The sequence below is a fragment of the Acinetobacter johnsonii CIP 64.6 genome (assembly GCF_000368045.1).
Lineage (GTDB): Bacteria > Pseudomonadota > Gammaproteobacteria > Pseudomonadales > Moraxellaceae > Acinetobacter > Acinetobacter johnsonii.
Genome location: NZ_KB849235.1, coordinates 730,977 through 743,167 on the forward strand (window position 1 = coordinate 730,977; position 12,191 = coordinate 743,167).

At 40.8% G+C, this 12,191-nt stretch carries 11 protein-coding genes; 6 read left to right on the forward strand and 5 right to left on the reverse strand.

The features are described from left to right. Position 1: 1 nt before the first annotated feature. Complete coding sequence (locus tag F986_RS09420; RefSeq protein WP_004694389.1) at positions 2-730, reverse strand: ABC transporter ATP-binding protein; 729 nt, start codon at positions 728-730, stop codon at positions 2-4. Positions 731-741: 11 nt separating this feature from the next. On the opposite strand from F986_RS09420, the gene F986_RS09425 reads away from it, so the two are divergent. Further along, positions 742-1,383 carry an arylesterase gene (locus F986_RS09425; RefSeq protein ID WP_004694390.1) on the forward strand — a complete coding sequence of 214 codons (642 nt, stop codon included), beginning with the start codon at positions 742-744 and terminating at the stop codon, positions 1,381-1,383. 30 nt (positions 1,384-1,413) lie between these two features. On the opposite strand, the gene F986_RS09430 is transcribed toward F986_RS09425, so the two are convergent. Beyond that, the gene (locus F986_RS09430; RefSeq protein ID WP_004694391.1) at positions 1,414-2,028 is read right to left on the reverse strand and encodes a carbonic anhydrase; all 615 of its coding nucleotides are present in this window, start codon (positions 2,026-2,028) and stop codon (positions 1,414-1,416) included. A 310-nt stretch (positions 2,029-2,338) separates the two neighbouring features. Here F986_RS09430 and F986_RS09435 point away from each other — a divergent pair, with 310 nt between their 5' ends. Continuing rightward, positions 2,339-3,370 carry an alpha/beta fold hydrolase gene (locus tag F986_RS09435; protein ID WP_004694392.1) on the forward strand — a complete coding sequence of 344 codons (1,032 nt, stop codon included), beginning with the start codon at positions 2,339-2,341 and terminating at the stop codon, positions 3,368-3,370. 15 nt (positions 3,371-3,385) lie between these two features. Then, positions 3,386-4,387 carry a hypothetical protein gene (locus F986_RS09440; protein ID WP_004694393.1) on the forward strand — a complete coding sequence of 334 codons (1,002 nt, stop codon included), beginning with the start codon at positions 3,386-3,388 and terminating at the stop codon, positions 4,385-4,387. A 49-nt stretch (positions 4,388-4,436) separates the two neighbouring features. On the opposite strand, the gene F986_RS09445 is transcribed toward F986_RS09440, so the two are convergent. Further along, complete coding sequence (locus tag F986_RS09445; protein WP_004694394.1) at positions 4,437-6,497, reverse strand: TonB-dependent receptor domain-containing protein; 2,061 nt, start codon at positions 6,495-6,497, stop codon at positions 4,437-4,439. A gap of 174 nt (positions 6,498-6,671) precedes the next feature. Beyond that, entirely contained in the window at positions 6,672-7,310 is a 639-nt protein-coding gene (gene nfuA / locus F986_RS09450; protein WP_004694395.1) for a Fe-S biogenesis protein NfuA, read from the reverse strand. A 160-nt stretch (positions 7,311-7,470) separates the two neighbouring features. Between nfuA and F986_RS09455 the strand changes: the two genes are divergently transcribed. The 3 genes from F986_RS09455 (at position 7,471) to F986_RS09465 (ending at position 10,077) form a co-directional block, all read left to right on the forward strand. Then, positions 7,471-8,088, forward strand: coding sequence for a rhomboid family intramembrane serine protease (locus F986_RS09455; protein WP_026056446.1), 618 nt, complete (start codon positions 7,471-7,473; stop codon positions 8,086-8,088). 129 nt (positions 8,089-8,217) lie between these two features. Continuing rightward, on the forward strand, positions 8,218-8,385 hold the full coding sequence (locus F986_RS18430) for a hypothetical protein (protein WP_004694400.1): 168 nt from the start codon (positions 8,218-8,220) through the stop codon (positions 8,383-8,385). A gap of 144 nt (positions 8,386-8,529) precedes the next feature. Continuing rightward, positions 8,530-10,077 (forward strand): hypothetical protein, encoded by a 1,548-nt coding sequence (locus tag F986_RS09465; RefSeq protein ID WP_004694401.1) that lies wholly within the window; start codon positions 8,530-8,532, stop codon positions 10,075-10,077. A gap of 88 nt (positions 10,078-10,165) precedes the next feature. On the opposite strand, the gene F986_RS09470 is transcribed toward F986_RS09465, so the two are convergent. After that, the gene (locus F986_RS09470; RefSeq protein ID WP_004694403.1) at positions 10,166-11,785 is read right to left on the reverse strand and encodes an inorganic phosphate transporter; all 1,620 of its coding nucleotides are present in this window, start codon (positions 11,783-11,785) and stop codon (positions 10,166-10,168) included. Positions 11,786-12,191: the final 406 nt, after the last annotated feature.

Below are 12,191 nucleotides of genomic sequence, written 5' to 3' on the forward strand. Positions count from 1 at the left end.
TTTATCCTCCCGTTCGAGGATGTTCGATCAACTGACCATCGAGTAATTCAAAATGGCGCTGGCACTGTTCTGCAAGCGTATGGTCATGCGTCACTAAAATCAGGGTCGTACCCAACTCACGGTTCAACTGAAACAATAGTTGCTCAATTTCTCGCGCAGTTTGACTGTCTAAGTTTCCTGTTGGTTCATCGGCAAAGATAATTTTTGGCTCAGCAATCAGCGCACGGGCAATTGCGACGCGCTGCTGCTCCCCACCCGAAAGTACCTTCGGTGTTTGGGTGGCCTGTCGCTCTAATCCAACCTTTTGCAACAAACTCAAAGCACGTTGCTCCGCTTCAGCGAAGTTAAATGATGGATGAAGCCGTAACGGCAGCATCACATTTTCAACAGCAGTCAGGTGTGGTAGCAGTTGAAAGGACTGAAACACAAAGCCAATATGCTTTAAACGCACCTGTGCACGCTGTTCTTCATTGAGCTTGGAAATACTTTCACCACAAACGATTAACTCACCACCGCTAGCCTGATCTAAGGTCGCCAAAATACCCAGTAAGGTAGACTTTCCTGAACCTGAACGTCCTGTAATTGCGACTTGTTCACCTGCTGCGATGCTGAGACTCAAATCTGAGAAAATGGTCAGTTCTTTTTGCGGAAGTTTAATCTTTTGTGTCAGTTGCTGGGCAGAAATAATCACTTGTGGCATGATGCTTACATCACTATGAACTTGGGTCATAACATCCCTATATGCAAATATTCGTGCAAAATCGCAAATTTAAAAAATGTATCAGTTCATACTTGGTTTTGCTTGCACTGTGCTTAAGCCCCACTTGGGTTTTTGCAAAAACCGTGATGGTTTTAGGAGATAGCATTAGTGCAGGTTATGGCATAGAACCACAGCAAGCATGGGTAAATTTACTGCAAAAACGGTTAGACCAACAGTATCCGAAACAACACAAAGTGGTCAATGCCAGTGTGAGTGGTGAAACCACCAGTGGTGCTTTGGCTCGTTTACCCAAACTGTTGCAAACGCATAAGCCAAATGTGGTGGTGATTGAGCTTGGCGGGAATGATGGGCTACGGGGTCAACCCCCTCAGATGATTCAAAAAAATTTAGCGCAATTGATTCAACAGAGTCAAAAAACCAATGCCACTGTGGTTGTCTTGGGAATGAAAATGCCACCAAACTATGGCACAGCCTATAGCAAGGCATTTGAAAATAATTACAAAGTAGTCAGTCAACAATACAAAGTTAAATTGCTGCCCTTTTTCTTAGAAGGTGTAGCGGGAAATAACAGCTTGATGCAAAAAGATTTGGTTCATCCAAATGGCAAGGCACAGCCTATTTTATTAAATTTAGCTTATCCCTATATAAAAGGCGCTTTGTAAAGCGCCTTTTATTCTGATCATATCCGCTGATCAGAAGTCAAAAAAAACCACTTCACCACTTTCAAGTGAGTACTCAGCGCCAACCACTTGTAACTTGCCTTTGGCAATCAAACTTTCAAGCACAGCTGAGCCATGACGTAACTGATTTACAGAGGCAAATACATTTGAACGCACCGCGTGTTTAGACAGTTTGCATAAGTCATGTTTCAGTTCGGTTTGCATCAAGGTTTCAACCGAAGGACGGACACGGTTTACAATCGACATCAAGTTTGCAGATGGTGGGCTATCTGGGTTCATCAGGGTGTCAATGGTGGCTTGAATCGCACCACAGTGACTATGACCAAGAACCACAACGACCGCGCAGTCATAACGCTCAGCCGCAAACTCAACACTGCCAACTTGCGAAGGTGCAACCACATTTCCAGCAACACGAATGACGAACAAATCACCCAAGCCTTGGTCAAACACCATTTCTGCAGGCACACGAGAATCAGAACATCCGAGTACAATTGCAAATGGGTTTTGGTCTTCCGCCATCTCTGCTCGTTCTTGGTGAGACAATTGCTTATGGTGGGTTGTCTCACCCGCTACAAAACGTTGGTTACCTTGTTTTAGACGGCTTAAAGCTTCTTGAGCTGTTAGCATTCCCTTTCCCACCCGATTGTTATTAAGTTGGACTAGTTTAATCCCAGCGAAATTGATTGTCACTTGCAAAAAACATAGCGGCTTCTTTTTTTGCTTAATTTTAAATTTGCATTTTATCTCAAACAAATCGTTACGCAGTTCACACTTTATCCAAATGCAGTATATCCTTTCAAATAAATAATTAATGACATTTGCATGAAAGCTATTAGAATCAAACAGACCTATAAATAAACATAAAAACTATTCAAAATCAGAGCATTTTTATCTTATTCGGTCAGTTTTTTCATTCATCTCCGTTTAAGGATGAACCATGATGATGCGCTTAAAATCCGTCTTGAAACAAAGTCTAAAGGCCAGTCTATTCGCTTTAGCTTTGTCATTTTCTTTCGCCAGCCATGCGGTCGAAAATACCATCATCAAAGACAAACTCAGTTTACAAAGCTACCTTCTACAAGAACGCGTCACCGCCGGCTTAAAAACCAAAACACTTAAAGTGGATGATATCGTTTGGAGCTATAACGAAGGCGGTGCCGTTGATAAGCCAACGATTTTGCTGATTCATGGTTTTGCTGGAAATCGAGACAATTGGAACCGTGTAGCACAGTTTCTAACGCCTTATTACCACGTGGTTATCCCTGACCTTCCAACCAACGGCGACACCAAAGTCCCAGATGATTTTGATCTCTCTATGCCAAATGTCACAGAGCGACTCCGTCGTTTTGTTGAAGCTATTCATATACAAGATAAGCTGAATGTTGCAGGACATTCCATTGGTGGTTCAATTGCAACTCTATATGCCGCACAATACCCTTTTGACACGCAAAGTTTGTTTTTATTGAACAGTGCGGGCATTTATAAAAACGCCAACACCAACTATGCCAAAGACCCTCAATATTTAAAGCACTTGATTGTGAGCAAGCCGGGCGATTTGGATGATGTGATGCAACGTGTCATGCAAACCCCAATCAAAATGCCCTATTATTTAAAACGCGCCCAAGAAAAACAGTTAATTACTCAGGCTGAAAAAAACAGTAAAGTGATTGATCAATTGGTGACCTTGAACCGAATTTATACCACTGACTCCTTTGCTCGAGTGACCCGAAATATTGAAGCACCCACCCTCATTTTGTGGGGTAAGCAGGACAAAATTATCAATGTCGAAGTGGCGAATGAGCTCAAATCCTTATTGAAACGTGCTGAAGCTCCTGTCATCCTTAACAATGTTGGTCATATGCCACTTTTGGAGGCAGAACAAGCAGTTGCACAGCACTACCTGCCTTTTCTTGCAAAAACACAAAAGTTAAAAAATCCATTGGCTGATAAACTGATTCCACTAAATTAATTTTGTTGAGTACGTATGCAGAAACACCCGATGATTGAGCAACTCATTGAAGCTCATCTTAATTTTTTAGATCATGAGTTTTCGCAAGCAAGTACCGTACAAAATGAATTCATCCTATTTTATCACTGGTTTAGAAAACAAACTTTGCAGCAACTGTGGAGCTTTGAAGACATCAATGCGCTTTTGCAAAAACAAATCCTAGCCACACCTGCGACCGAGCATCTAATTTCACAAATTGCAGAGCACATCAAGTTTGCTTTAATTCATCCCATCAATGAATCAACAAAAATTGCCGATGTGATTCCTGTACTTACCATCGACAAAATTGCGCAGTATGTCGCGAGTAAAAGTGGGCACCGTCAACGCCTGATTAAAACTGTGGTAAATAACCCAGCTTTTTCAGCCATGATTACCCAGCTGATTCAACACTCGATTCAAGACTATTTGAACAACTCGGTGATGACTAAACGTGTGCCGGGTGTTTCTAGTTTTATGAAAATGGGCAAGTCCGTACTGGAAACCGTCACAGACTCAAACCTAAATGACACTATTGGGCATTATTTACAAAAGAACATTTTAAAACTCAGTCAAATGAGCGAACAGGTGTTAAATCAAAACTTTAATGATGAAAAGCTATATCACTTTCAAGCCAACCTTTGGCACAAAATCAAAGACATGCCTTTATCAGTTTTGAAAAATTATATTGAAGTACAGGACTTAACTCAAACCGTCGCAATGGGTCACGAAATTTGGGCACACATGCGTCAAACCGACTACCTCCAACAACAGGTGCATGACGGTGTTTACGCTTGGTACATTCGCAACCAAGAACGAACTTTTGATTTACTCCTACGTGACTTAAATATCGACGAAGCTTTAATTCAAAATGAACTTCAAGATTTGTTGAACCCTATTATTCAAGAGCTCATTCGTTCTGATTACTTACGTGATCGAGCACGCTATTATTTAGAACAGTTTTATTATTCTGACCAAGCACAGAGTATTTTAATCCCCTAAATAAAAAGACCCGTTGAAGAAACGGGTCTTTAATTCTAATTTCTATGTATTAGAAATTAGCAACAAAACTTACACCATAGCGACGACCATCTAAAGTTTGCTCGCCATCAGCATTCTGTGCAGTTTCATCTAACACATTATAAACACCAAATTTACCTTTCAAGTTTGGTGCAAATTTATAGTTAAAACCAACATCGAGGAAGTTATATCCAGGAATTGGGTCAGACATACTTGAACGACCTAAATACGGTGTAGTTTCTCCGCGCACATGTAATCGGCTCCAAATATTCAAAGCATCGGTTAAGTCATGATCTACTGTTACATTAAATACATGTTCAGGCATGCCATTTAAAGGCTGCCCTTTAAATTGACCTGATTTAATTTCTGTATCTGTAAACGTATAATTTGCAGTTAAGGTTGTATATTCAGCTAATTTGGCATCAAATGTCACCTCTACACCACGTAACTCAGCTTTACCAATGTTTTCACGTGTGCTGATAAATGCAAATGGAATACCGTTTTCAGAACATTTCCACGTTGAAACATCATTACGGTTGTAGTCAGCATTACCCGTTGAATCACATTCACGAATTTCTTCAATTCGATCTTTAAACTGAGTTAAATAACCTGTAATAGAGGTATTAACGTAATCATTGTTCCAGTAAAAACCTAATTCTGAAGTAACAGTTGATTCTGGTTCTAGGTCTGGATTTGCTTTAATAATTCCTCGACCCGTTGTTGTTGGAGAACCACTTCCTCCTGTCACACTATAGAAGCCGTCAGTCACAGAACGAATATCTGGTTGTTTATAACCTGTAGAAACCCCACCCTTCACGGTAAATTGGTCAGTAAAGTTATAAACACCATAAACTCTCGGAGAAATATTTCCTTGATATAGTTCATCATGGTCATAACGAGCCCCAAGCGTTAAATTAAAACGATCGGTTAAACTCCATGTGTCTTCTAAGAATGCAGCAGCTGACCAGCGTGTCAATTCATCAAACTCTGGAACCAACGGATTTCGGTTTGTTGCTCGATCTAACAAACTTTCATCTTTATAATACCCACCAAAAGCCAGTGTATGATTACCTAACAACCAATTCCATTGTGTATTTGCAGTCCATGTTTCTAAATCAATACCCTTCGTTCCCACGACTGTATTTTCACGATCTGGGTTTTTAGAATTTTCATATTGAATATAAGATTTACTATCCAAATTATCGTTATATCGCCCATTATGCGTTAAGGCATAAACACTACGTATATTTCGACTTGCAGAGTCAGTACTTGTTGCCGCAACCGTTTTACCTGCCGTAGCCTCAGACTCTTGTGTGAAGAAATTTGCCTCTACAGCTAAGTCGTGTTGATCATTAAGCACATAAGTTAAACGTGAATTTAAACTTTCCGTTGTATGGCCTGTAAAACCACCTAAATAAGAGTCTTCTTTTCTCTCTAAACGATTTAGACCTAACTGCAAGCCAACTTTATCTTGAATAATCGGCCCTGCTAAATAAACAGAACCATTACGAATGTCTCCAGAATTATTTTTATCCTGAATAGTTGTGCCTAACTCAACATTCCCAGTCCAAACATCCGTCACCTTTTTAGTAATAATATTAATTACACCACCCATAGCATCAGAACCATACAATGTAGATGCTGGACCACGGATAATTTCAATTCGCTCAATGGATGCAACTGGAGGAAGAATATTTTTCTCCATACCATAGTCATCGCCATTTGGGTTAACGTCTTTAGAATATTGACGCTTTCCATCGACTAAGAACAAGGTGTAATTCGAAGACATTCCTCGAATACTAACTGTTTGACTTGCATTTTCACCCGTAATAACAACACCCGGAACACTTCTCAAAACATCTGTAATATCGTTATATTCACGTTTATCTAATTCTTCACGGCTAATCACAGTAATTGATGCTGGTGCTTTTGAAACATCCTGCTCATAACCCGTTGCCGATACAACAATCGTCTGTAATTGTGTTGCTTCTTTCTCTTTTGTGGTTTCCACAACGTCATTTGCCATCGTAAATGAACTCATTGCCCCTACAACCGCTAAAGCCAAAGTTGATCTCGTCAGATTTTTACCCATAACGCATACACCCAAATACAAAAAAAGGAGAGATTGTGTAAATTTCGTAGGGCATTTTAACAAACGATAAACATATTGCAATAAATATTGATAATTATTCTTAATTACATTTTAGCTTTAGATAAAATATAACCCCCTAATTTAAGGAGGTTATTTGGTAAAGTGGATTCAAATTTATTTGAAGTACGCGCCTTCAGCCTGCGTATGATCCGTCTGGTCAATCACACGACCTAACTCAGGAATGTGTTGTTGCAGGGTCGTTTCAACACCCTGTTTCAAGGTGACGTCAATTGCTGAACAACCTTGGCAACCACCACCGAATTTCAGTACAGCCGTTAAACCATGTTCTTCATCTTCAACAACTTCAACCAATGCACAGTTACCACCATGCCCTGCTAGACCTGGGTTAATTTCAGACTGAAGAATATATGTAATACGCTCTTCAATCGATGCATCAGGACCAACGCGTGGTACTTTCGAGTTTGGTGCACGGAATGTCAACTGCCCACCAAAACGGTCTTTGTTGTAGTCAATCACCGCATCTAATAAGTATGGAATAGACGGTGTGTCGATATACGCAGGAAAGTCTGGATAATCTTGACGGTAATCGGTTGGGATCACTTCTTCAGGCGCACTATATGCCATACAACATTCAGCACGTGGTGTACCCGGATTTTCAACGAATACACGTACAGCAATGCCCGGTGTATTTTGTTTTTCTAATAAATCACGTAAATACTCTTGTGCAGTCGGAGTAATCAATAAGTTTGGAATTTCCTCTGCAACTGCAGTGCTGCTGTTCTCAGTCGACATAACAATCATTTCCTCAAGCTGAAGTTGCTATTTTAACTGAAGATGCGGGGTAATTAAAAAAAATCAACCAAAATTGTCGGATTTATTGTGAAAGTTCATCTTTTCGCTGAATTTAATGGCATTATGACCACAAGATAGTTATATGCAGAACATCTCAGAAATGTTGGATTTACCTTTTAATCATACAGTTACGATCATTATTATTACGGTCATTATTTCTATGGTGGCATTTTCAAATCAGAACGTGATGAACCGTCTGATTTTCTGGCCTCCTGCGATGCAACGTGGACAATACGATCGTTTTATTACACATGGCTTTATTCATGCCGATGGTATGCATCTCCTGTTCAATATGTTCACCTTGTTTTTCTTTGGTAGCATTATTGAAAGTTTTTACCGTCAATACTTCTATGAGTTAGGTTTTATTTTGTTTTATCTGGGTGGCTTAATTTTTGCCATTTTACCAAGTTATTTAAAACATAAGAATGATGTGCGCTGGGCAAGCCTTGGTGCTTCTGGTGCGGTCTCCGCGGTATTGTTTGCGTATGTGTTGTTTGAACCTTGGAAGCTGATTTTTGTATTTTTTATTCCCGTACCTGCGATTATTTTTGCAGTGTTGTACGTGGCATATAGCATCTGGTCAGGTAAAAAAGGCAACTCCAACATCAACCATAGCGCCCATCTTTGGGGAGCTGCTTATGGGGTCATCATGACCTTAATTTTAGAGCCGCGTCTTATTCCACATTTTCTGAGCAAATTAACCCAATTACCTTTTTAAAGCTCAGCACCTAAGTTGCAAATGAATTGCTTTAGTACGCATATAGGCTCAGTAACATTTTTTCACAGCAATGGGTGGTCCTGATTTTTACAATAAACATCAGGACAACTATAAACCAAGGAAATTGCGATGAAAATAATGTCTATATTTGCAGCCTTAATGATCAGCCTCAGTTTTACAGCCTGTGCGGTACACACCCCTGAAGGGAGTATCATCGTCGATCCTGATCGTTCTTATTATCCTCATGGCCAAGGCGATTTCTGCCCACCCGGACAGGCCAAAAAAGGTCGCTGCTAAACTCAAAAGCCTTCTATTCAGAAGGCTTTTTTATTACATATATTTTTACATAAATTTGGCATGAAATGCCAAGCAGGAATTTGATTTGGCATAGATAATGTTTACAACTGTATATAAATAGCAAATGCCAGTGAGATTTCTTGCATGTCCAATCCCTTAGATGGTCTTCAATTTCCAATTTACTCGAAAACACAAAAAGTTAGCACCTCACGTACAGGGAAAGAGATTATTGCAGAGGCCTTAGCCAATGTTGATCACCAAAGCTCTGTTACTGCACTTACAGAAAAGAACTGGCGTAAACAATATCCACGCTATTTTAAATCCTTAGTTGAATTTGGGATTCGTAATCAAATTGCACCGATTCAAATGGCACAAGATGGGCTCAACAAAGCACAGAATGTGTTTGAGTTTTATCGCGATGGCCAAAAGCATCTCCTCAAAGATGTAATGTCACTTAAAACGACACCGCTACACACCATCAAACTCAAAGGTGAAAGTGATGCTGCACCTGAGTGGTCAGTGCCTTATAAAGGCCAACAACTCAAAGGAGGTGCTTTACTTGCACAAATCCAAACGTGGTTAGATGCAGGTGTGATTGAACCCAGTCATGCTGAAGCACTGATTGCCTGTGTGGAACATCCTGAATGGTTTGATTTATCTGACCGCACTATGGTTTTGTTCGGTGCGGCATCTGAAGCTGGTCCACTCACATGGTTAGCCCAATGGAAAGCCAATATTGTGGCGGTTGATTTACCCAATAGCCGTGTATGGGGCAAAATTTTAGACACCATTCAACACGGCAATGCCACGTTATATGCCCCATCAGTTGAAGCTTTGAGCGCGGAAACACCTGCGTCTGTGCTTAAAGAAAAACTTGGTGCGAACTTACTGACACAAGTGCCTGAAATTGCACAATGGTTAGTACAAAACCCACATCAGTTAGATTTGGCTGCGATTGCTTATTTGGATGGTGAAAAACATGTCCGCGTTTCCGTTGCAATGGATGCGATCATGCAATATGTCAGTGCACAAAAAGCAGATACCAGTTTGATGTATATGTGTACACCTACCGATGTCTATGCAGTTCCAGAGGAAGTCATTACAGCGTCTGAGCAAAAGTTCAGTGGTCGCTCTAAAACGCAGCAGATGATCAGTAAAAGTATTTCAACCCTCAGCGGGCAACTGTTCTTTAAGAAAAACTTACATGAGCTCGTCGAGTCGGATAATGACAAGTCTTATGGCATCACCGACTGTTTAGTGATTGAGCAAGGGCCGAACTACGCATTGGCTAAACGTATTCAACAATGGCGTGCAATACTTGCTCGATCAGAAGGTCAGCGCGTCAGCATCAACATTGCACCATCAACCACCACGCATTCCGTCACCAAAAATCCACTGCTCAAAGCCGCATTTAATGGGGCGAGCTTGTTTGATGTTGAAGCCTTTAAGCCTGAAACGACCAATGCCATCATGGCAGCTTTATGGATCCATGACCTGCGTAATCCTGCGTCTGTAGCCAATCCAGAGAACAAACTTGAACATCCTTTAGAACTAATGATGCACGGTGCCAATCACGGCGGCTTATGGCGTGTAGCTTATTTAGCACGCACTGCACTGCCCTTTGCAGCACTTTATGGCTTTGCCGCAGACAAGCTACCACTCAACAAAGTATTTGCTTTACTCAAAAAATAAGACCTTGAATACCCGCTTCAATAAAATACTGAGCTAAAAAAACGCTACCTTGGGTAGCGTTTTTTATTATTGGTTTTTACCAATCAGATTAAACAAACTGTAGGAACAACCAGAACAAACCACCTGATAAACAGATCGTTGCTGGCAAGGTAAAGATCCAAGCCGAAAGAATGGTTCTCACTGTTGCAAAGTTTAGACCTGACTTATTCGCCACCATGGTCCCTGCTACCGCAGAGTTCAATACGTGTGTAGTCGATACGGGCATACCAAAGCCATCAGCGGCTGCAATTGTGGTCATCGCCACCAATTCGGCTGACATACCTTGACCATAAGTCATATGGTTTTTACCAATACGCTCACCTACAGTCACGACAATACGCTTCCAACCGACCATCGTACCAAGACCTAAAGCCAATGCCACAGCCACTTTCACCCATGTTGGGATGTACTGTAAGAATGAATCTAAGTTACTACGATATTCTTTTACTGTCTTCTTGTCCGCTTCCGACATCGCTGGCAATTGATCCGCTTTATCCAAACGTTTGAACGCTGTCGTGCTTAAGTACATGTCATTACGTAGTGCAGAAACTTCAGCTTCAGGAATATCTTTAAGATCTCCATAATGACCAACACGCTCACCCAAATGATCTGTCAAACTGGCTAAAGCAGGTACGACTTCTGGGGTCATTTCTTTGGTTTGAATATATTGCGTGATCACCGTACGGGCTTTTTCATCGGCAATATCGTTATGATTCGGATAAATCACAGCCGCAGTTTGATCTGAAAGTTGAGCAAATGACTGAATATGCTGTGAATCTAAATTCTTATTTAAAGAATAAGCCAAAGGCACGATACCAATCAAAATCAGCATGATTAGCCCCATACCTTTTTGACCGTCATTTGAACCGTGCGCAAAACTCACACCTGTACAGGTAAAAATCAAAATGGCACGAATCAGTGGAGGTGGTGGTTTGTTGCCTTCAGGTGGTTGGAACAGTTCCAGTTGTTTCTTAAAGATTTTTTTCACCAATAAGAACAACACTGCTGCAAAAGCAAAACCGATCATGGGTGAAAACAGTAAAGCTTTACCGACTTTAATCACCTGATCCATATCGACACCCGAAGCACCACTGCCTGAATGCATCAGGTAGTTCATGATGCCCACACCCAAGATCGAACCGATTAAAGTGTGCGAACTTGATGCTGGAATACCCAAGAACCATGTGCCCAAGTTCCACAAAATCGCAGCAATCAACATGGCAAACACCATGGCAAAACCTGCACCTGAGCTGGCATTCATAATCAACTCAACAGGCAGCAACGCAATAATACCGTAAGCCACTGCACCACTTGCGACCATAACCCCAAGGAAGTTACAGAAACCAGCCCACATCACCGCAACAGGTGCAGACAGTGCATTGGTATAAATGACCGTTGCAACCGCATTGGCAGTGTCGTGGAAGCCATTTACAAACTCAAAACCCAAAGCAATGAACAATGCCGTCGCTAAAAGAATTAAAGAGTAAAGATTCAGTGCAGGAACATGCGATAAGTCAGCAGAAAGCTGAAAGCCAATATAAATTAGCGTTGAAATAATGACCGTTAAAAACACCGGCATAAAAAATTTCGGTGTAGGTACGTGCACATTCGTCGACTTGACCTGTGTCACGTGCACCTGATCTTGGACGGGAGGAATATTAGAATTCATGCAGACGGCTAAAGAGGATATCAATATCCCCTATTGTTCAATTTAATTGTGACAATTATATGACAAATGCGTGTCACATGAAGCCAATTTTTTCATAATTGGCTTATTTTAGATCAGCAGTAAATCGCTTATAAGCCTTGAACGCAATGTACTGGCTCAAAATTTAACTTTTCGGTGCGGATTACGCTGAATTATTTTCTTACATTTGACTATGCTGTCTGTAACAATCTGCTCCAATCAATATTTTTCATCTCTATTTATTCTGATCTATAAACATAGCGGGTCTATATTTCACTTTCGTGAAAACTAAAGCTAAATCAGCCTTTTTTATTTGCCATATAGCCAATACCACTTGAATTAGGCATCAATCAACCTGCTTTTCTGCTAAAATATTGCACGTTTTGAA